Source organism: Hymenobacter saemangeumensis, assembly GCF_039541835.1.
GTDB lineage: Bacteria > Bacteroidota > Bacteroidia > Cytophagales > Hymenobacteraceae > Hymenobacter > Hymenobacter saemangeumensis.
Genome location: NZ_BAABGZ010000082.1, coordinates 254,953 through 275,966, shown reverse-complemented (window position 1 = coordinate 275,966; position 21,014 = coordinate 254,953). Strand labels below are relative to the sequence as shown.

Below are 21,014 nucleotides of genomic sequence, written 5' to 3'. Positions count from 1 at the left end.
TGGCTGGCTTGGCACTGGCTCGCCTTTACCGTCCTGTTGCTGCGCAAAATCGCCCCAACCCCGACTTCCTAAACAGCTTCGATGGCAAGTCCATAACCAACCTTAAACTAGAGAGATTATTTCAAAGTGGGCCTCAGCCCAAAGCGCATAATTGGGCCTGGCCTCAAGTGCAAGACAAAAAGGGAAACATTTGGTTTAGCAGCTGGGGCGGGGCCTACCGGTATGATGGCAAATCATTTACCAGCTTCACCGAAAAAGAAGGCATACCCGGCGTAATTACCCGTATTATAGAAGATAAAAGGGGAAACCTTTGGTTTGGTGGTGCTGATGGACTTAGCCGTTACGATGGTAAAACTTTTACTCGTTTTACGAGAAAAGAAGGCCTAGCCAATCCGTGGGTATGGTCAATTTTGGAGGATAAAGCTGGGTATCTCTGGGTAGGAACGAGAGAAACAGGTCTCTACCTTTATGATGGAAAAACATTTGCTACTTATTCGGAATATAAACAGCAGCCTGCTAGACGGTGTTATGCACCTGAGAGCAAATTAAGACCGGCGGCTCTGGCCAACATGAGTCCTGCGAAGGCTAGGTAGTGGAGCTGTTGCAAACTGACGGCCAGGCGCTCGTAGTCGCGGGCCAGGCGCTTGTAGCGGGCGCTCCAGCTCAGGCTACGCTCGACGACCCAGCGGCGGGGCAGCAGCACGAAACCACGCTTGGTGTGCCCCAACTTAACGACCTGCAAGTCGATGCCGTGCTGCTCGGCGGCTTGGGCGGGGACTTCGCCGGTGTAGCCCTGGTCGGCATAGGCCAGCGTAACGCTCTGCCCCGAGGCCACTTGCACTTCCTCGGCCAGGGCACCGACCTGCGCCCGGTCCTGCTCGTTGGCCGGCGTGACGACGGCGGCCAGCAAGTGCCCCAGCGTGTCGACGGCCACGTGTACCTTACTGCCCTTGCGCCGCTTGGCGCCGTCATAGCCGGCCCGGTGCCCGCTCTCGGGCGTGCTCTGCAGCGTGCGTGAATCGAAAATCACGGCGCTTGGGTCAGCGGGTCGGGCTTCGTTCAGGCGCAGCACCTGACGCAAATCATCGGTCAGGGCCTCAAACACGCGGGCATCGCGCCAGCGGGCCCATTGCTGGTAGCACGTGGCCCAGGGCGGCAAATCATGGGGCAAATACCGCCAGGTGCAACCCGTGCGCACCACGTAGCGCAAGGCGTTAAACAGCTCACGCAGCGGGTATTGCCGCTGGCAAGCGTCTTCCCGCACCAGCAATAGGTACGGCAGTAGAAACGCCCATTCGTCATCTGTCACGTCGCTGGGGTAAGCGCGGCGGGTAATTTCCATACCCGCTAATTTCGCTCATAAGTCCATAACACCGTCTAAGGAATAAGCAGGGTTTTGAGCTTGGGAGTAAATAAAGGCTGGGGGCCTTGATGAGCATGATTCCGGCAATGGCCAAGTAGTGGAGTTGCTCCAAACTGACCGCCCGCCTCTCCTACTCGCAGGCCAGGCGCTTGCAGTAGGCGCCCCAGCTCAGGAGGTGCTCGACAACCCTTGACTTGCTTGACGTATAACCCTTCGCTCATTCATTCACCAGCAGCCTGACTACCAAATTTTTACTCCATACTATTGATGGATTAGCGAAACCAATGACTTCGCTAACCTAAATATTGGCTGCAAGCATTGAATAAAAGCATACTTCTTAAATGAGACACACAATGACAAGAACTTATATTCTTTTGGTAGCAACGGCAATTATTTCAGCTTGTTCAACTCCACAAAAGAATACGGATAATACAGCCAAAAACTACACCCCAGTTTATAAAGAACTATATAAAACCATTGCTCGCATAGACAGCATTTTATTTGACGCATTTAATAACCAGGACCTTAATAAACAAAAAAGCATATTCTCAACTGACATAGAATTTTATCACGATAAAGGCGGAGTGACCAATTACAATCAAATCATTGAAAACACCCAAAGGCTTATTAACCAAAACCTGGGGTTAAGAAGAATACTTATCCCAGGAAGCCTTGAAGTTTATCCAATAAAAGACTATGGAGCAATAGAAATAGGGACGCACCAGTTTTGCCATCAAGAAAACGGAAAAGACGATTGCGGGACTTTTAAATTTGTACATATCTGGCAAAAGAAAAATGGTATTTGGAAATTGACGAGGGTAATTAGTTACGACCATTAGTATTATCAACTACTCGACCGTTAGCTACAACAAAAGCCCCCGCTGCTACTATGGCTGCGGGGGCTTTTGTTGCAAACAGATTAATTATTTCTGCCGCTACATAACCGCTGCCACGGCTTTCTCGATGTCGGTTTCCATGGGGTCGCACTTCTGCAAAAGCTGGTCGGGGTGGCGCTCTCGCCAAAGGCATCGTTCACAGCCAGCAGTACGTACGCCCTTACCGTGGCATGATAGAGCTGAACGGGCCTCAGACCTTAGGCGCGGCCCTTCGCTCTTCTACGCTGCTTCAACTTTTGGCCAGCGTTTAGTTGCTTTATCAACCCGTGAAATCCGGCTGAAGTGGTAATTGCACCGCTACGGACTGCACTGGAATAACCAACTCTGTCTTGTTGTTTTGAGCTATGAAAGTATTGCTGGTAGAAGACGACCCGCAGGTGGCCTCGTTTGTGAAGAAAGGCTTTGAGTCGGAAGGCTATGAGCTGTCGGTAGCCTTTGACGGGCGCACGGGCTGGTCGATGTACCAGCAGCAGCCCTACGACCTGGTTATTCTGGACGTGAACCTGCCCTACCTCAACGGCGTGGAGCTGTGCCAGCTGATGCGCGGCAGCCGGCAACGCATTCCCATCCTGCTGCTGACCGCCCTCGACAGCCTCGACGACAAGGAAGCCGGCTTCTCGGCCGGAGCCGACGACTACCTGGTGAAACCCTTCGCGTTTCGGGAGCTGCTGCTGCGGGTGCGGGCCCTGACTAAGCGCTACGCCGAAACCAGCACGCCCCAGGTGCTGCGCCTGGCCGACCTGGAGCTTAACCTGGACGCCAAGCTGGTAACCCGGGCCGGGCAGCGCATCGACCTCACCACCCGCGAATACTCCCTGCTGGAGCACCTGCTGCTCAACCAGGGCCGCATCGTGTCGCGGGTCGACATTGCCGAGCGGGTGTGGGAAGTTGACTTCGACACCACCACCAACATCATCGACGTGTACATTGGCTACCTGCGCAAGAAAATCGACCGCAGCTTTACGCCCAAGCTCATTCATACCGTGGTGGGCATGGGGTACGTGATGCGGGCCGACTAAACCCTGGAAGCCAACACCTATGCTGATTCGCCACAAGCTGATGCTGCGCTTTACCCTGCTGGTGCTGGCCATTCAGCTGGGCTTTTCGGCCTTTGTGTACTACTTCAGCGCCAACACCCGGGCCCTGCGCTTTCAGCACCGCCTGGTGAACAGCGCCACGCTGGCCGGGCGTCTGCTGGTGCGCACCCACAAGCTCGAAACGGGCCGGCTAGGCAGCCTGCGCCGCGGCGACCTGCTCACCTTGCCCGGCGAGGAAATCAGCATTTACGGCCCCGACAACAGCCTGCGCTACAGCAGCTCCGACCATATCGACCAGCTGGCCAACCTGGCGCGGCTGGCCGACGTAGGCCCCGGCCAGCAACTGAGCTACCCCGCCCGGGGGAGGCGCGAAACCGTGGCCCTGGCTTTCCCGCCCGACAGTGCCCGGGGCTACTACCGCATTTTCGTGTCGGCCGAAGACCGCACCGGCCGGGCCCAGCTGCGGCAGCTGAGCCTGCTGCTGCTGCTGGCCAACCTCGGCGCCCTGCTCCTGACCATTGCCGCCGGGTGGATATTCGCGGGGGCCGCCCTGCGGCCTGTTTCACGCATCAGCCGTCAGGCCAGCCGCTTGTCGGCCACTAACCTGGGCCGCCGCCTGTCGGAGGGCAACGGCCGCGACGAGCTGGCCCAGCTCGCCCAGACCTTCAACGGCCTGCTGGCGGGGCTGGAGCAGACGTTTGAAGCGCAGCGCAGCTTTCTGTCCCACGCCTCGCACGAGCTGCGCACGCCCCTCACCGGCTTGATTGGCACCCTGGAAACCGCTCTGGCGTACGACGCCACCCTGCCCGAGGCCCGCCAGAGCATGGCCCAGAGCCTGGAAGCGGCCCGCCGCCTCAGCGCCCTCACCAACGGCCTGCTGAACCTGGCCAAGGCCGACGGGGCCCTGCCCGCCTTTGTTCCGGTGCGCCTGGACGAGTGCCTGAACCAGGCCCTGCAGCTGGTGCGGGCCAGCTACCCCGGCCGGGAGTGGCGTCTGGCGTTTCAGGCCTTGCCCATCGAAACCGAGGCCGACTTGTTTACCCTGCCCGGCAACGCCGAGCTGCTGACCACGGCCCTGCTAAACCTGCTCGACAACGCCGGCAAGTACTCCAGCGGCCCGGTGCGTACCGAAGTGGCCTATGCCGATGCGCAAACGCTGCGCCTGCGCGTGCGCGACGAAGGCCCGGGCCTCACAGTTGAGGAGCTGGAGCGCATCTACGAGCCGCTGTACCGCTCGGCCCACGCCCTCAGCCGCCCCGGCTACGGCCTGGGCCTGCCCCTTACCCAGCGCATCATTCAGCGCCACGGCGGGCGGCTGGAGCTTACCTCGACGCCCGGCCAGGGCACTACGGCCACGGTCTGGCTGCCGGCTGCACCCTTGTAATCAACCAGTTACAAGGCATTCCCATAGACCTGCCGCGCATTTTCATCTTTTCTCATACGCTTCTCATCTCGTTCTTAAGTCGGGCCGGGACCTTTGCGCTATTCCCCTGGCGCCCCGCGCCCCACTGTGATGCAGCGCTCCCCCTCCCGTCCTTCCAGCTTGTTGACCCTGCTTGCCGGTGGGGCCCTGGTGCTCTCGCTGGGGCTGAACGTGCTGCTGCTGCAAAACCACGCCGATTACCTGCCCGATGACACCAGCGAAGAACTGGCCGTCACGACCGCCGAGCTGCACCTGGCCCAGCGCCTGCTGCTGCAGTGCCAGGGCCAGCAGCAGCGCCAGGACAGCTTACTAGCACAGCTGAGCCCCCCTGCCGGCGATGTCAGCCTGCCGGAACCCAACCCCGCCTTACTTCCTTTGAGATGAGCTTATTACGTTTACGGGCCCGCCCTTTCTCTCTATTATCGCGGCTGGTGCCGCCCGCTGCACCCCACTGGCTGGGCGCGCTGGCCCTGGCTGCCGCCCTGGTCGGCTGCTCGGCCGATGGCAAGAACCCCGAAAAAGCCCCGGCCCCGGAGGTGCTGCCGGTGCTGACGCTGAAAACCACGGAGCAGGACTTGTTTCATGACTACGTGGCCGACGTGCAGGCCGTGCGCAACGTGGAAGTGCGGGCCCAGGTGGCGGGCTTTCTGGAGCACATTTACGTAGACGAAGGCCGGCCGGTGAAAAAGGGGCAGCCCCTGTTCCGGCTCAATGCCAGCGCCTACCAGAACAAGCTTAGCCAGGCCCAGGCAGCCCTGGCCGGTGCCCAGGCCCAGGCCGCAGCCGCCCGCGTAGAGCTGGGCCGGGTGCAGCTGCTGGTTGATAAGAACGTCATCACCAAAACCGAGCTGGACCTGGCCACCAGCAAGGTGAAAGATGCCGAGGCCCGCGTAGCCGAAGCCCGCTCCGGGGAAGCCGCCGCCCGCCTCAGCCTGAGCTACACCCTTATCCGGGCGCCCTTCGACGGCATCATCGACCGCATTCCGCTGAAGATGGGCAGCGTAGTGGAAGAAGGCACGCTGCTGACCACCGTATCGGACCTGCGCGAGGTGTACGCCTACTTCAACGTGGGCGAAAGCGAATACCTGCAGTACGTGAAAGCCCGCCAGAAGCACCCCGAGCGCCACTCCGACTCGGTGCACCTCACCCTGGCCGACGGCTCGGCCTACCCCCAGATGGGCCGTATTGAAACCACCGAAAGCGAGTTCAACCCCAACACCGGCTCCCTGGCCTTCCGGGCCCGGTTTGCCAACCCCCAGCGCGTGCTCAAGCACGGGGCCTCGGGCCGCATTCAGCTCACCACCACCCTGCCCGCGGCCCTGCTGCTGCCTCAGAAGTCGGTGTTTGAGATTCAGGACAAAAACTACGTGTATGTGGTGGACCAGGCCGGCCTGGTGCGCATGCGCAGCTTCACGCCCCAGGCCCGCACCGGCGACTTCTACGTGGTGAGGGGCGGCCTGCAGGCCGGCGACCAGGTGGTGTACGAGGGCGTGCAGGGCCTGCGCGACGGGCAGCGCATCAGCCCCCGCCCCGTGGTGCTGGACTCCCTGCTGGCCGCGCGCTAAGCCACCGGCGCGGCCCTTTCCTTTTTTTCTCTCCGAAGCTACACGCGGCCCATGCGGGCCAGCGCTCCCGCCTATGTTCAACATTTTCATTCGCCGGCCCATTCTGTCGCTGGTTATCTCGGTGTTTCTGGTGCTGCTGGGCGGGCTGGCCCTGGTGTCGCTGCCCATTACCCAGTTTCCGGATATTGTACCGCCCTCGGTGACGGTAACGGCCAAGTACACCGGCGCCAATGCCGAGGTGTGCGCCAAGGCCGTGGCCACGCCCCTGGAGCGCGCCATCAACGGCGTGCCGGGCATGACGTACATGAACTCGGTGAGCTCCAACAACGGGGTGACGCTGATTACCGTGTTTTTTGAGGTAGGCACCGACCCCGACCAGGCCGCCGTGGGCGTGCAAAACCGCGTAACCACCATTCTGGACGAGCTGCCCGAGGAGGTTATCAAAGCCGGGGTGACCACCGAAAAGGAGGTCAACTCCATGCTGCTCTACCTCAACATCACCAGCGACGACGCGGCCGCCGGCGAGAAGTTCATCTACAACTTCGCCGACATCAACGTGCTGCAGGAGCTCAAGCGCATCAACGGCGTGGGCTTTGCCGAAATCATGGGCTCCCGCGAGTACTCCATGCGGGTGTGGCTCAAGCCCGACCGCATGGCCTCCTACGACGTGGGCACCGACGAAATCGTGGCGGCCATCCGGGCCCAGAACGTGGAGGCCGCCCCCGGCAAGTCGGGCGAGAGCTCCGGCGCAAGCATCACCCAGTCGATGCAGTACGTGCTGCGCTACACCGGCAAGCTGTTTGAGCCCGAGCAGTACCGCAACATCGTGGTGCGGGCCAACGCCGACGGCTCGGTGCTGCGCCTGCGCGAGGTGGCCGACGTGGAGTTTGGCTCCCTCACCTACGGCATGTCGTCGAAAACCGACGGCCGGCCCTCGGCGGCCATCATGCTCAAGCAGCGGCCCGGCTCCAACGCCTCCGAGGTCATTGCCAACGTGAAGGCCCGCATGGCCGAGCTGCAGGCCAGCAGCTTTCCGCCGGGCATGAAGTACAGCATTGCCTACGATGTGTCGCGCTTCCTCGACGCCAGCATTCACGAGGTGCTGCGCACGCTGGTGGAGGCCTTCCTGCTGGTGTTCGTCATCGTGTACCTGTTTCTGCAGGACTGGCGCTCCACGCTGATTCCGGCCCTGGCCGTGCCGGTGGCGCTGGTAGGCACGCTGGCCTTTATGCAGATGCTGGGCTTTTCCATCAACCTGCTCACGCTCTTTGCCCTGGTGCTGGCCATCGGCATCGTGGTCGACAACGCCATTGTGGTGGTAGAGGCCGTGCACGCCAAGATGCAGGAAAAGCACCTGCCGGCGCGGGCCGCCACTTTCGAGGCCATGGGCGAAATCAGCTCCTCGCTTATTGCCATCACGCTGGTAATGTCGGCTGTGTTCATCCCGGTGTCTTTTATGGACGGACCGGTGGGCGTGTTTTACCGGCAGTTTTCCCTTACCCTGGCCATTTCCATCGTCATCTCGGGCGTGAATGCCGTCACGCTCACGCCGGCCCTCTGCGCCCTGCTGCTCAAGCACACGCCGCCGGCCAAAGGCCAGCCGCCCAAGGGACTGATGGCCCGCTTCTTCGCCGGCTTCAACCGGCGCTACGAAGCCTTGGCCGGCCGCTACCAGGGCCTGCTGTCGGCCATTGCCGGGCGGCGCGTGGTCACGCTGCTGGTGCTGCTGGCCTTCTGCCTGGGCACCTGGGGCATCAGCCGGGTGCTGCCCTCGGGCTTTATCCCGACCGAGGACCAGGGCATGGTGTATGTGAACGTGACCACACCCGCCGGCGCCACCGTGGAGCGCACCGAAGCCGTGCTGCAGCAGGTGCAGCGCATTGCCAGCCAGCTCAAGCCCGTGGAGTCGGTGTCGACCCTGGCCGGCTACAGCCTGGTAAACGAGGTGGCCGGCTCCAGCTACGGCATGGGCATGATTAACCTCAAGCCCTGGCACGAGCGGGAGCAGTCGGTGGCCGCCTTTATTGCCGACCTGGAAGAGAAAACCAAGGGCATCCACGATGCCGACATCCAGTTTCTGCCCCCGCCCACGGTGCCGGGCTTCGGCAACAGCAGCGGCTTCGAGCTGCGCCTGCTCGACAAGTCCGGCAGCGGCAACCTGCAGCAGACGGCCGAGGTGTCGCAGGCGTTCCTGGCGGCCCTGCAGAAAGAGCCTGCCATCGGGAGCGTATTCACCGGCTTCGACCCCAACTTCCCGCAGTACCTCATTCACGTCGACCAGGACATGGCCGCCAAGAAAGGCGTGACCATAGCCGGGGCCATGAGCACGCTGCAAACGCTGATGGGCTCTTACTACGCGTCCAACTTCATCCGCTTCGGGCAGATGTACAAGGTGATGGTGCAGGCCGCCCCCGGGTACCGCGGCCGCCCCGACGACCTGCTGGCCCTGCACGTGAAAAACGACCGGGGCGAGATGGTGCCTTTCTCGTCTTTCGTGAAGCTGGAGCGCGTGTTCGGGCCCGACCAGCTTACGCGCTACAACATGTACACCTCGGCCATGCTCAACGGCGACGCTGCGCCCGGCTTTTCCTCGGGCGACGCCATTCAGGCCATCGAGAAGGTGGCGGCCACGGAGCTGCCCCGCGGCTACGCCTACGAGTGGAGCGGCATGACGCGCGAGCAAATCCTGAGCGGCGACCAGGCCCTGTACGTGTTTGGGGTGGTGCTCATCTTCGTGTACCTGCTGCTGGCGGCCCAGTACGAAAGCCTGCTCCTGCCGCTGCCCATGCTGCTGAGCCTGCCCACCGGCGTCTTTGGCGCCTTCCTCAGTCTTAAGCTGCTGGGCCTGGAAAACAACATCTACGCCCAGGTAGCCCTGGTGATGCTGGTGGGCTTGCTGGGCAAAAACGCCATTCTCATCATCGAATTTGCCGAGCAGCGCCGCCGCGCCGGGGCCAGCGTGCGGGCCGCCGCCGTGGAGGGGGCCGTGTCGCGCCTGCGCCCCATTCTCATGACCTCCTTTGCCTTCATCGCCGGCCTGATTCCGCTGGTGGTGGCCAGCGGCGCCGGCGCCCTGGGCAACCGCTCCATTGGCACGGCTGCGGCGGGCGGCATGCTCATCGGCACCCTGTTCGGCATGGTGCTCATTCCGGGCCTGTACGTGCTGTTTGCTTCTTTCGAAAAGGTGAAAAACCTGGAAGACGAGCCCCTGCAAGCCGCCGAAGTAGAGCACGGGGAGCTGATGGCGCACTAAGCCCACCCACCGCTCCCTTATCCGTTCACGAAACCCCAGCTGCTTATGCGCCGGCTCACCGACTTTCTATTCTGCTTCCTTCTGCTTGCGGCCGGCTGCCGCGTGGCGGCCCCCGTGGAGCCCACGGCCGGCCCCGCCCTGCCCCCGGCCTTTTCGACCCGCCAGCCCCGCACCGATACGCTTAACGCGGGCCGCCAGCCCTGGCGAGAGTTTTTCCAGGACCCCGCCCTGGCTGCGTTGGTGGATACGGCCCTGCGCCAGAACCCCGACCTGCAGCTGGCCCTGCAGCGCGTGGAAGTGGCCCGCGCCCAGTACCTGGGCCGGCGCGGGGCCCTGCTGCCCACCGTTTCGGCCGCCGCCTCGGCCGGAGCCGACCGCTACGGCCGCTATACCCTCAACGGCGTGGGCAACTACGACACCAACCTCTCGCCCAACATCGAACGGCAGCAGCGCATTCCCGGCCCGGTAACGCCCGACTTCTTCCTGGGCCTGCGCAGCTCCTGGGAAATCGACCTCTGGGGCAAGCTGCGCAGCCGCCGCCAGGCTGCCTACCTGCGCGTGCTGGCCTCGGAGCAGGGCCGTCACCTGGTCACGACCAACCTGGTGGCCGAAGTGGCCCGCCACTACTACGAGCTGCTGACGGCCGACAACCAGCTGGCCGTGCTCGAGCGCAACCGCACCCTGCAACGCAAAGCCCTGGGCCTGATGCGCGTGCAGAAGCAGGCCGGCCGCGCCACCGAGCTGGCCGTGCAGCAGTTCGAAGCCCAGCTGCTGCGCACCGAAAGCCTGGCCCACGAAGCGCACCAGCGCATCACCGAAGCCGAAAGCAGCCTCAACCAGCTGCTGGGGCGTTACGCCCGGCCCATTACACGGGGCCGGCTCCTGGCCGAACAGGTGCTGCCCGCCCGCCTCGGGGCCGGTGTGCCCGCCACGGCCCTGCTGCGCCGGCCCGACGTGCGCCAGGCCGAGCTGGAGCTGCAGGCTGCCCGTGCCGACGTGGACGCGGCCCGCGCTGCTTTCCTGCCCTCGCTCACCCTCACGCCCTACGTGGGCTTCAACGCCTTCCGGGCCAGCTCGCTGTTCGACCCCGCTTCGCTGGCCTACGGAGCCCTGGCCGGCCTCAGCGGCCCGCTGCTGAACCGCGCCCAGTTCCGGGCCGACTACCGGCAGGCCGTGGCGGGCAACTACGAAGCCTTCTACCGCTACCAGCAGGCCTTGCAAGCGGGCTTCCGTGAAGTGGTGAACGGCCTGCAAGGCTTGGAAAACTACCGCGCCGCAGCCAGCACCCGCCAGCAGGAAGTGGAGCTGCTCAGCCGCGCCGTGGCCACATCCAACGAGCTGTACGTGGCTGGCTACGCTACCTACCTCGAGGTTATTACCGCCCAGCGCAGCGTGCTAGAGGCCGAACTGAGCCTGGCCGAGTCGCGTCAGGCCCAGCTGCTGCAAAGCGTAAACCTGTACCGGGCCCTGGGCGGCGGCTGGCAGTAAGGGCCTGCTGCAGAGGCAGCCAGCACGCAGCCTGGCCACCCCGGCCACGCTGCGTGCGCGAAGTGCAGTGCTGCTACAAGCAAAGCCCCCGCAGCCTGGTGCTGCGGGGGCTTTATTATGGTGCTTTGGGCACTACCTACTTCCGGCGCTTCATCACCGCTTCCACGGCTTTCACGATGTCGCCTTCCATGAGGCCGTACTTCTGCATGAGCTGGTCGGGGGTGGCGCTTTCGCCGAAGGAGTCGTTTACGGCTACCATTTCCAGGGGCAGGGGCTCCTGCCGGGCCAGCAGCTGGGCGATGCTGTCGCCGAGGCCGCCGTGCATCTGGTGCTCTTCGGCCGTTACCACGCAGCGAGTTTTGCGGGCCGAGGTCAGCACCGCTTCCTCATCCAAGGGCTTGATGGTGTGGATGTTGATGATTTCGGCGTTGATGCCTTTTTCGGCCAGCAGCTTGCCGGCCAGAATGGCTTTCCACACCAGGTGGCCGGTGGCGAAGATGCTCACGTCGGTGCCTTCGTTCAGCATTACGGCTTTGCCGATTTCAAACTTCTGGTCGGCGGGCGTGAAGTTGGGCACCACGGGGCGGCCAAAGCGCAGGTACACCGGGCCGTGGTGCTCGGCAATGGCAATGGTGGCGGCCTTGGTCTGGTTGAAGTCGCAGGGGTTGATGACCGTCATGCCGGGCAGCATCTTCATCATGCCCACGTCTTCCAGAATCTGGTGGGTGGCGCCGTCTTCGCCCAGCGTGAGGCCGGCGTGGGAGGCACAGATTTTCACGTTCTTATCGGAGTAGGCAATGCTCTGCCGAATCTGGTCGTACACGCGGCCGGTGCTGAAGTTGGCGAAGGTACCGGTGAAGGGAATCTTGCCGCCGATGGTCATGCCCGCGGCCACGCCCATCATGTTGGCTTCGGCGATGCCTACCTGGAAAAACCGCTCGGGGAAGTCTTTTTTAAAGGCGTCCATCTTCAGCGAGCCGGTAAGGTCGGCGCAGAGGGCCACTACGTTGGGGTTGGTTTTGCCCAGCTCGTGCAGGCCGGCGCCGAAGCCGCTGCGGGTGTCTTTGGATTCGGTGTAGGGGAAGTCTTTCATGGAGTATGGTTGAGATGTCAGTGAGAAGAAAAAACTCCCCTCCTTACCAAGGAGGGGATGTTGCGCTGCAAGCGCAACGGGGGTGGTTGTGGGCGTCTGCGCCCGCAGAACAATTATTTACTTTCCGCCAGCGCCAAATCAATAGCGTGTAAAACACTGGCCAAGTCAGACCAGATTAATTTATTCTCAAACCGCAGCACGTGAATACCATGTTGTGCTAAAAGCTCGGTACGAGTCGCGTCGTGCAAATTTCCGGCACTTGTAAAATGACCGGCGCCATCTAGTTCCACCACCAGCTTCTTTTCCGGGCAATAAAAGTCCAGGATAAATTCATTGATACTGTGCTGCCGGCGGAATTTAAATCCATTGAGCTGTCCGTTTTTTAATTGACTCCAGAGTTTAGCTTCGGCGGGGGTTAAGTTGTTGCGGAGGGTTTTGCGCTCATCTTTCTTGTGAGGGAGGTTGTTGAGGGTTGTCATGGCGTTTCGTTTTAGCTATTTCGTTCAACGCCTACAACCACCCCAGTTCGAGCTAAAGCTCGAACATCCCCTCCTTGGTAAGGAGGGGAGTTTGTCGTTCTGGCCTCCTCCCCTTTTTACCATCACCTGCCGAAAATAGCCACCGAGGTAGTTTGCCCGGAACGGATGCTGAAGTTGCGCACGTCGGTGAATTTACTGGCGTTGCTGTTCTTGGTGCGGTACACCATACGGTAGGCTCCGGGCTGCATGGGCAGGTTTACTTTGCTGCTGTTTTCGGGTAGGGAATACACCCAGGTCTGTGATTCGTCGTCGTTGAGCTGGTAGATGGTGCCGTAGCCCTGCAGGTCGGAGGTGATGTTGAGGGTGCCGGGCGCGGGGTAGGTGATGCTCACGTCCTGCCCCTGCTTGATGGTGATGCGCCGGGTGATGCGCGGCAGGGTCAGCACTTCCACCTCGTAGTTGCCGGCCAGCAGCTTTTGCTTGCTGGCAAAGGGCAGGGCCACCACCGTGGCCCCCGCCTGGGAGCGCACCACGGCCTGCATCTTGCCGTAGGGGTTGGGCGTGAGCGGCGGGTTCTGCAGCGTAAGCGTGCCCTGTGGCGTTTTGAAGGTCAGCACGTTGGCTTTGCCCGCCTTAATGGGCAGGTTGGCCTGGCGCACGGGCGGCACGGTGTTGATTACCAGGTCGTAGCTCTGCAAGGCGTCGATGTCGAGCACATCGGCCTTGCCCTGAGCGTCGCGGTAGTGCACGTAGTTGTACTCGGGCTGCTCCGTCACGTTGTTGACGAAGGTCATGTTGATGTTGGTCTCGACGGGCTTGCCGTCGGCATCGGTCAGGTTCACGGCCACGGTGGTTTTGCTCAGCGTCTGGGCAATCACATCGTCCATCACCGTGCGGAAGGTTTTCACCTCGGCCGCGTTGTAGTACTGCCCCAGGCATTCGAGCTGCTTGCCGAAATCCTTCTCGGCCCCGATGCCAATAACGAAAGGCTTGAGAAACACGTGCTTGCGCTGCAGGGCAATGGATGCCGCGCAGGGGTCGGCCCCGCACGACTCCAGCCCGTCGGTGATGAGCAGCAGCACGTTGCGCGACGACTTGTCGGTGGGAAAGTCGTTGGCCGACTCCATCAGCGAGTAAGTGATGGGCGTGTTGCCCTGGGCCTTGAGGTCGGTGAGCTTGTCCTTGATGGCCTTGGCATTTTTGGGTGCGAAGGGCACTTCCAGCCGCGAGTCGTGGCAGTTCTTTTCGGCGTTGGGGTACTGGTGGCCGTACACGCGCAGGCCCAGCTCCAGGTTGGGGTAGGCATTGAGCGAGTCCACCATCTTGGCCAGCATGCGCTTGGCTACATCCCAGCGGGGCTTGCCTTCCCAGGGAGCCATCATGGAGCCGGAGGCGTCGAGCAGAAACAGGATGCGCGTGACTTTTGGCTTTTCTATTGGCGCGTTCTGAGCCTGGGCACTGAAGCAGCTCATCAGCAGCAATAGCGCGGCGCCTAGGGCCCACCTCCCCCCCCGGCCCCCTCTCCGCAGGAGAGGGGGAGCCAGACGACTTTTTGTCGTCGTGGCTTGAACAAGCACAGGAGTTGTTGGGTGGGAGCTCATCAGCGGGCAGGAATTTACGTCAGCGCCGGTAGGCTAGCGGAGCCACATCAGCGCAATCATGGAAATCGGCAGAAATCAGCGCTTAGTAGTCGCTGGCTTTCTCCACCATGAGCTGCTGCAGGGCTATCTGGAGCTGCTCGTCGTTGGGGGCTACGCCGTGCCACTTGTGCGAGCCCATCATAAAGTCGACACCAAAGCCCATCTGCGTATCCATGAGCAGCATTACCGGCTTGCCCTGGCCAGTAGCAGCCTGAGCTTCTTCGAGGGCGGGCAGCAGGGTTTCAAAGCGGTTGCCATCGGCTTCGAGCACCTGCCAGCCGAAGGCTTCAAACTTGGCGCGCAGGTCGCCCAAGCCGCCGATTTCGGCCGTGGAGCCGTCAATCTGCTGGCCGTTGCGGTCGACGACGCCGATGAGGTTGTCGATTTTGTGGTGGGCGGCATACAGGGCGGCTTCCCAAATCTGGCCTTCTTCCAGCTCGCCGTCGCCCATGAGTACAAACACGCGGCGGTCGTCGCCGTTGAGCTTTTTGGCCTGGGCCGCGCCGCAGGCCACACTCAGGCCCTGGCCCAGGGAGCCGGAGGCTACGCGCACGCCGGGCAGGCCTTCGTGCGTGGTGGGGTGGCCCTGCAGGCGCGAGTCGAGCTTGCGGAAGGTAGCCAGCTCGCTTACCGGGAAGTAGCCGGCGCGGGCCAGCACCGAGTAAAACACCGGCGAGATGTGGCCATTGGAAAGGAAAAACAGGTCTTCGCCGGTGCCGTCCATGCTGAAGGCTTCCGGGTTGTGCTTCATCACCTTGAAGTACAGGGCCACCAGCAGGTCGGTGCAGCCCAGCGAGCCGCCGGGGTGGCCCGAGTTCACGGCGTGCACCATGCGCACGATGTCGCGCCGCACCTGGGCGGCAATCTGTTGGAGTTCGGCGGTGGCGATTTCGGCAGTCTGGGACATGGAGGCAGGTTTCTGGTTGCTTGTTTCTGGTTTTTGGTTGCGGAGGCTTGGTGGCTGGCATTTCAGCACTCTCCTCCACTCGGACAAAGGTAAATCGCAGATTTTCGCTGACTAGGCTGATTTTATTGATTTGGCGGGTGTGCAGCGAAAACTACAGCAGCTGGGCGGCGTGCGCTTTGGTGTCTACCTTTTTGATAATCTTCTCGATTATGCCGTTCTCATCAATGAGGAAGGTAGTGCGGACGGTGCCCATGTAGGTTTTGCCGTAGTTTTTCTTTTCCTGCCAGACGCCGTAATCCTGCACGATTTTCTTGTCGGTATCGACCAGCAGCGGGAAAGGCAGCTCGTACTTGAGGGCGAATTTCTTGTGGGCTGCCTCGCCATCGATGCTCACGCCGATGACCTGAATGTTTTTGGCGGTCAGCTCTTCCTGGTGGTCGCGCAGGTTGCAGGCCTGGGCGGTGCAGCCGGGCGTGTCGTCTTTGGGGTAGAAGTAGAGGGCGACTTTCTTGCCGCGCAGGCCTTGCAGGGTCACGAGGTTGCCATCCTGGTCGGGGGCAGAGAAGTCGGGGGCGGGCTGGCCGGGTTCAGGTAACATAAAGTGGTTAAGAAGTAAGAAGCCAAAGTTGAGAATTACGGCTGGAATAATCCGGTTACTGCCTGGCGAATGCGAGGCAGGAAACCAAAAGCTATTTGAACATTAGCCTCGCTGTGATGCTGAGCGCTGCAAAGCACCTCTTTATTGGCTCAGCTCGCTCTTCAATGAAGTTGCTAAGATGCTCCCTGGCATTCAGCATAATGGCGAATCGGAGGGGCTAACGTGTTAACCAGCCACAGTACCAGAAATGGATTGACAGATTAAGGAGAAGGTCCGGCAGTACTTAAATGCCCATTTATCCTAGATGGGATACCTTGCTACCCAAACCATAAATTACAGGAATTGCAATGCGCTTCGCCCCTTTACTGACACTGATGCTATTAATGGCCCGCTCAGGAGTAGGTCAGGAAATGGGCAATTCCAATTACAGAAGCATGGGTAATTCCAATTATCAGCAGAACCAGCCAGCGCAAAGCAACTGGCAGGCTCCTTCCCGCGAGGCCGCCAGCATGGCTCAGCCTCCCGCGAGCTTTGAGAATGGGATGGTGCTGCATATAAATGGCTTACTGAATGAAGTACCCTCACACTACGTAGCGCTTTTCCACGTGCTACAAATTGGGGCTACTCAGGTAGAAGCGGAGCGGCTGTTGCGCGAACGGCTCAACACGTTCAAAAAAGGCCTGCAAGGCAGCGGCTTTGATACCACCAGCCTGCGCACCGATTTTATTTCCCTGGTGCCACGGTATGAAACTCAGGCGGCCAACCGGCTTTTCAGCAAGCGCTACACGGAGGTGCCGGCAGGATTTGAGCTCCAAAAAACCTTTAGCATTCCCTACACCCGTGCCGCGCAGCTAGGTACTATCCTGGCCTTGGCCGGGCCCGCCGAAATCTACGACCTGGTGAAGGTAGACTGTAGCATCCCTGATGTGCAGAAAGCCCAGGAAGAGCTACGAGCAGCTTGTCTGCAGGCACTTAAGGCCAAGGAACGGACCTACATCGCGGCCGGATTCCGGCTCGACACCCTGGTTAAAGCCCTGGAGGAGAACTTCACCACAACTTACCCAACAAGCCGCTATGTAGGTTACCAGGCGTATTCGCGCACCTCGTTCGAAGCCTTGCGGCGGGGCTTGCTGGGCTTGGGAAAAAGCGCCAATGTTGCGGAGGCAGAACACAGTACGGTTTATTACTACGCGCCGGTAGCGCCCGACAAGTACGATGTAGTGATTCACCCTGTCGTATCGCAGCCCGTAGTTCAGCTTTCTTATTCCCTGGCAGTCCGGTATCAGCCGCGGCGGCGCGGCAAGAACAAGTACTTCTACCTGGATGCTTCGGGCCAGGCTACTCCGTTGGACATAAAATAAGAACGTGCAACGACTGGTGTTTAACGCTCGTTTTGTGCGCTCTTTTACAAGTCGAGCCTGAGCACCCGCTCATTGCCGGCCTGGTCTTTCAGGCGCAGCTCGGCGGGGCCACGCAGGCGGGGGCCCAGGGTATCGCCGGCTACGGTGAACAGGGTAGAGTTTTTGTGCTCGAAGCGCAGCATGCGAAACTGGCCACCCACGAAGAGGCGGTAGCTGGCCAGGCCCGACAGGTCGTCGCCGACCTTGAACAGCAGCTGCCCGCCGGGGCGGCCGATAAGCTGGGCTTTGGGCGCGATGGTGTCCGTCAGGATGCGGAAGGAGCCAAAGGCACGAACAGGCGCCGTAATCTGGCCTTTCTCGTCCCAGGTGCCGCCCACGTAGGCCTTGCCGCCCTTGGCCGTTACGCTGTAGATAGCCGAGCGGGCTTGGTCGGCCGGCGCTACGGCGGGCCTTAAGGTCATCAACACGTTGCGGTAAAGCGGCACCAGGGCGTTGTGCACCGTCCAGAGGCCGTGGCCGCCGGGCTCGGCCTTGAAGCTGGTGGTGAGGTAGAGGTTGGTAAACAGCGTTTGGGGGCCAAAGGCCAGGTGCAGGCGGCTGGTGGTGTAGCCGGCCTCCTCCCCTGCCTTAATCATCGTTTGGCGGTCAAACTTTTTGGTGATGTTGCCAAACTGCAGGGAGTCGGGCAGGCCCGCCCGCAGGTCGTAGAGGTACACGTTTTCGCTGTGCTGGGTGTAGCTGGGCCGCACCTCCAGGCGCTTGTTGCCCCGGTACAGCAGCAGGTTGGCTCCCACGGCGCCGGTGTCGGGGTCGGCCGCAATGGCCTTGAGCAGGTCGCGGCTTATTTCGTAGCGCAGGGCCGGCTTGCGCACGGCCGCTGAGCGGGTTTTGAAGTAAGCCGGCTCTTCGCCGCGCAGCACCAGGCGCAGGGGCGTTTCGTTGTTGTAGGAGTCGGCCAGCGTGAGGTCGATGGTGTACACCTTGCCGGCTTCCACGCTCAGGCGGCCCTTGCTGGGGCCGGTGGTGTAGAAGTCCAGGTCGTTGCCCTCCTCAATCCAGAGGCGCTGCAGCTGCCGCCCCTGGGTGTGCTCGTGCTGGTAATCGACGAAGTTGCTAATCTGGCGGGACCCGGCCGGAAACGGCACGGCGTCGATGACATGCTCGTAAAACGGCTGCCCGTTCACGCGCATGGTCACCCGCTGAATGCCATTTTTGTTCCAGGCGTTGTCGAAGCGGTCGAAGCCCTGCACCAGCAGGCCCACGGTGCCGAAGCAGCTGATGGTGTCGGGCCAAGTGAAGGCGGTACCGGGCGCCGGCTGCACTTTGGGCACCAACACCTCTTTGTTGAACGCCCGGTGTACGCGAGCGTCGATGCTGAGCGGCTCCAGCGCCAGGGCCTGCAGCGTGGGCGCCACATGGTCCTGCACCTCGGGAAAGCCGCCCCACTGCAGGGGGTTGTACTGCCGGTCCTGGGCGTCGCGCACTTCCCAGTGCAGGTGAGGTCCGGCCGAGCCGCCGGTGTTGCCCGACAGCGCCACCACCTCGCCCCGCTTCACCGGGAACTGGTCTTTGGGAAACATCAGCTCCAGGTCGTAGGTCTGCTTTTCGTACTGCTGGCGGCGCAGCTCCTCGGCCACGGGGCCACGAAAATCGTTGAGGTGCCCGTACACCGTCGTCAGCCCGTTGGGGTGGGTGATGTAAAGCACGTTGCCGTAGCCATACGACGACTGCTTGAGGCGCGACACGTAGCCATCGGCCGAGGCGTACACGGGCTGGTTTACCCCGCCCCCGGTCTTGATGTCGAGGCCGCCGTGGAAGTGGTGGGGGCGCAGCTCGCCCATGCTGCCCGCCAGGAAACCGGGCCGGCCCGGCGCGATGGGAAACAGGAAGTAGCCCGCTGCCACCATGGGCTTGCCACTGCTGAGTATCTCGCCTAAGGACTTTTGCCGCCGCTCGTCGCTCGAATCGGCTTCCTGCCCGCCTACCCGGGCTGGCTGCAGGGCCAGCAGCAGCAACAGCGCCCCCAGCAGCTTGTTCAGGGATATAGTTTTAAGTAAGGCCGTCTTCAAACCCACAATGCACTCAAAAATTTAAGATGTAGGGACGGGGCTTTCCCCGCCCAGACCTTCGCGCCGCTACTACGATGCGGTGCAGCGCCCGCCGTTCAATGGCGGGAGGGGACAAGCCTTTGGGTACGCCCCCGCCCTTACAGGCCTTTAACGCACGGCCAGGTCCAGTATTTGCTCACCTTCCAGGAAGCCCTGCAGCTGGTCGCCGGCTTTTACGGCCGCCACACCGCTGGGGGTGCCGGTGAAAATCAAATCCCCCATTTTCAGGGTGATGTACTGCGATACGAAGCTGATGATTTTGGCAAAGGGGTGCAGCATCAGGCTGGAGTTGCCGCGCTGCCGCACTTCGCCGTTTACTTCCAGGTGAAAGTCGATGTTGGCCAGGTCGGCAAAGTCGGCTACGGGCCTGAAAGTGCTGGAGATGGGCGCCGAGCCGTCGAAGGCTTTGGCCAGCTCCCAGGGCAGCCCTTTTTTCTTGAGCTCACTCTGCAGGTCGCGGGCCGTGAAATCAATCCCCAGGCCGATGGCATCGAAGTAGGTATGGGCAAACTTCTCCTCGATGTGCTTGCCGTTCTTGCTCACGCGCAGCACCAGCTCCAGCTCGTGGTGGATGTCGGTGGAGAAGTCGGGCACAAAAAATGGCTGGTTGCGCTGCAACAGCGCCGTCTCGGGCTTCAGGAAGATGACCGGGGCCGTGGGCACTTCGTTGTGCAGCTCGGCAATGTGGTCGGCGTAGTTGCGGCCGATGCAGATGATTTTCATGGAAGGCAGTGAAGAACTTAGGGGCTATAGCAGCTCGGCTTGGCAGGCATTGCGCTGGCATCAGGCGTAGGGCCTTGCTCCAGTATTGCCCGGCGCCGGGCTCCTGTACGCTTACAAAGTAAACATTTACCCAGGCTGCGACCGTATATCGGCCCGTAGCTTTGGCCCAAAACGTGCTAACGGCTTCGGCGGTTATGCAGCGGAGTCTCCGTTTCTCTTACCCTTTTTTCCAATGCTTAAAAAACTCACCTTCCTCGCCAGCCTGGCGTTTCTGACCGCCTGCACTACGGTGCCCATCACCGGCCGCCGGCAGCTTAGCCTGGTCAGCGACAGCGAGATAAACAGCCTGGCCGCCACGCAGTACCGCGAAGTCATTGCCAAAGGCCCGCTTTCCACCAATGCGCAGTACAATGCCATGGTGAAACGGGTAGGTCAGCGCATTCAGGTGGCAGTAGAGTCGTACTTCCGGCAGCAGAATGCTTCCGAGCAGCTGGCCGGCTACCAGTGGGAGTTCAACGTGATACAGGATGATAAGCAGCAGAATGCCTGGTGCATGCCCGGCGGCAAGGTGGCCGTTTATACCGGCATTCTGCCCATCACCCAGGACGAAAACGGGCTGGCCGTGGTGATGGGCCACGAAATTGCCCACGCCGTAGCCAAGCACGGCAACGAGCGCATGAGCCAGGGCCTGGTGCAGCAGCTGGGCGGCTCGGCCCTCTCGGTAGCGCTGCAAAACAATGCCCCCGTAACCCAGCAGGTTGCTTTGCAGGCGTTTGGCGTTGGCTCTACCCTGGGCTTGCTCAAATACGGCCGCAACCAGGAATCGGAAGCCGACCACCTGGGCTTAATCTTTATGGCCATGGCCGGCTACAACCCCGATGGCGCCATTGGCTTCTGGCAGCGCATGGAAGCCAAGGGCGGCGCGGCGCCCCCCGAGTTCCTCTCCACCCACCCTTCCAGCGGTACGCGCATTGCCGACATCCAACGGGAGCTGCCCAATGCCCGTAAGTACTACAAGCCCCAGTAAGGGGTACTGGTTGCTTGTTCCTCGTTGTTAGGTGTTGTGCTAACCAGATACAA

At 61.4% G+C, this 21,014-nt stretch carries 18 protein-coding genes; 10 read left to right on the top strand and 8 right to left on the bottom strand.

Annotated elements, in window-relative coordinates:
* A partial coding sequence (locus ABD919_RS23900; RefSeq protein WP_345238625.1) for a ligand-binding sensor domain-containing protein occupies window positions 1-593 on the top strand: 593 nt, incomplete at its 5' end.
* Here ABD919_RS23900 and ABD919_RS23895 read toward each other — a convergent pair.
* Window positions 527-1,342 carry an IS5 family transposase gene (locus ABD919_RS23895; protein ID WP_345238624.1) on the bottom strand — a complete coding sequence of 272 codons (816 nt, stop codon included), beginning with the start codon at window positions 1,340-1,342 and terminating at the stop codon, window positions 527-529. The two genes, ABD919_RS23900 and ABD919_RS23895, sit on opposite strands and share 67 nt — an antisense overlap.
* Before the next feature lie 374 nt (window positions 1,343-1,716).
* Between ABD919_RS23895 and ABD919_RS23890 the strand changes: the two genes are divergently transcribed.
* The 7 genes from ABD919_RS23890 to ABD919_RS23860 all read left to right on the top strand — a co-directional run bounded on the left by ABD919_RS23890 (window position 1,717) and on the right by ABD919_RS23860 (window position 11,025).
* The gene (locus tag ABD919_RS23890) at window positions 1,717-2,202 is read left to right on the top strand and encodes a nuclear transport factor 2 family protein (protein ID WP_345238623.1); all 486 of its coding nucleotides are present in this window, start codon (window positions 1,717-1,719) and stop codon (window positions 2,200-2,202) included.
* Window positions 2,203-2,603: 401 nt separating this feature from the next.
* Window positions 2,604-3,278, top strand: a complete 675-nt coding sequence (locus ABD919_RS23885) for a response regulator transcription factor (RefSeq protein WP_345238622.1) — start codon at window positions 2,604-2,606, stop codon at window positions 3,276-3,278.
* A 19-nt stretch (window positions 3,279-3,297) separates the two neighbouring features.
* Entirely contained in the window at window positions 3,298-4,680 is a 1,383-nt protein-coding gene (locus ABD919_RS23880; RefSeq protein ID WP_345238621.1) for a sensor histidine kinase, read from the top strand.
* Window positions 4,681-4,839: 159 nt separating this feature from the next.
* Window positions 4,840-5,103 (top strand): hypothetical protein, encoded by a 264-nt coding sequence (locus ABD919_RS23875; RefSeq protein WP_345238620.1) that lies wholly within the window; start codon window positions 4,840-4,842, stop codon window positions 5,101-5,103.
* A complete protein-coding gene (locus ABD919_RS23870) occupies window positions 5,100-6,284 on the top strand; it encodes an efflux RND transporter periplasmic adaptor subunit (RefSeq protein ID WP_345238619.1) in 1,185 nt (394 codons plus the stop codon). The genes ABD919_RS23875 and ABD919_RS23870 overlap by 4 nt, the downstream gene beginning before the upstream one ends.
* A gap of 73 nt (window positions 6,285-6,357) precedes the next feature.
* A complete protein-coding gene (locus ABD919_RS23865) occupies window positions 6,358-9,537 on the top strand; it encodes an efflux RND transporter permease subunit (RefSeq protein ID WP_345238618.1) in 3,180 nt (1,059 codons plus the stop codon).
* A gap of 45 nt (window positions 9,538-9,582) precedes the next feature.
* Window positions 9,583-11,025 carry an efflux transporter outer membrane subunit gene (locus tag ABD919_RS23860; protein WP_345238617.1) on the top strand — a complete coding sequence of 481 codons (1,443 nt, stop codon included), beginning with the start codon at window positions 9,583-9,585 and terminating at the stop codon, window positions 11,023-11,025.
* A gap of 136 nt (window positions 11,026-11,161) precedes the next feature.
* Here the strand turns inward: ABD919_RS23860 and ABD919_RS23855 are convergent, their stop codons facing one another.
* The 5 genes from ABD919_RS23855 to bcp all read right to left on the bottom strand — a co-directional run bounded on the left by ABD919_RS23855 (window position 11,162) and on the right by bcp (window position 15,742).
* Complete coding sequence (locus tag ABD919_RS23855) at window positions 11,162-12,118, bottom strand: transketolase family protein (RefSeq protein WP_345238616.1); 957 nt, start codon at window positions 12,116-12,118, stop codon at window positions 11,162-11,164.
* 113 nt (window positions 12,119-12,231) lie between these two features.
* Window positions 12,232-12,597, bottom strand: a complete 366-nt coding sequence (locus ABD919_RS23850; protein WP_345238615.1) for an endonuclease domain-containing protein — start codon at window positions 12,595-12,597, stop codon at window positions 12,232-12,234.
* Between the two features lie 122 nt (window positions 12,598-12,719).
* Window positions 12,720-14,069 carry a vWA domain-containing protein gene (locus ABD919_RS23845; RefSeq protein WP_345238614.1) on the bottom strand — a complete coding sequence of 450 codons (1,350 nt, stop codon included), beginning with the start codon at window positions 14,067-14,069 and terminating at the stop codon, window positions 12,720-12,722.
* Window positions 14,070-14,280: 211 nt separating this feature from the next.
* On the bottom strand, window positions 14,281-15,144 hold the full coding sequence (locus tag ABD919_RS23840) for a transketolase (RefSeq protein ID WP_345238613.1): 864 nt from the start codon (window positions 15,142-15,144) through the stop codon (window positions 14,281-14,283).
* 151 nt (window positions 15,145-15,295) lie between these two features.
* The gene (bcp, locus tag ABD919_RS23835; protein WP_345238612.1) at window positions 15,296-15,742 is read right to left on the bottom strand and encodes a thioredoxin-dependent thiol peroxidase; all 447 of its coding nucleotides are present in this window, start codon (window positions 15,740-15,742) and stop codon (window positions 15,296-15,298) included.
* 434 nt (window positions 15,743-16,176) lie between these two features.
* Between bcp and ABD919_RS23830 the strand changes: the two genes are divergently transcribed.
* Window positions 16,177-17,103 carry an SIMPL domain-containing protein gene (locus ABD919_RS23830; RefSeq protein WP_345238611.1) on the top strand — a complete coding sequence of 309 codons (927 nt, stop codon included), beginning with the start codon at window positions 16,177-16,179 and terminating at the stop codon, window positions 17,101-17,103.
* Between the two features lie 44 nt (window positions 17,104-17,147).
* On the opposite strand, the gene ABD919_RS23825 is transcribed toward ABD919_RS23830, so the two are convergent.
* Window positions 17,148-19,172: a M23 family metallopeptidase gene (locus tag ABD919_RS23825; protein ID WP_345238610.1), complete on the bottom strand. Its 2,025-nt coding sequence runs from the start codon at window positions 19,170-19,172 to the stop codon at window positions 17,148-17,150.
* A gap of 147 nt (window positions 19,173-19,319) precedes the next feature.
* The gene (locus tag ABD919_RS23820) at window positions 19,320-19,934 is read right to left on the bottom strand and encodes a fumarylacetoacetate hydrolase family protein (protein ID WP_345238609.1); all 615 of its coding nucleotides are present in this window, start codon (window positions 19,932-19,934) and stop codon (window positions 19,320-19,322) included.
* Between the two features lie 232 nt (window positions 19,935-20,166).
* On the opposite strand from ABD919_RS23820, the gene ABD919_RS23815 reads away from it, so the two are divergent.
* Window positions 20,167-20,961, top strand: a complete 795-nt coding sequence (locus ABD919_RS23815) for a M48 family metallopeptidase (protein WP_345238608.1) — start codon at window positions 20,167-20,169, stop codon at window positions 20,959-20,961.
* Window positions 20,962-21,014: the final 53 nt, after the last annotated feature.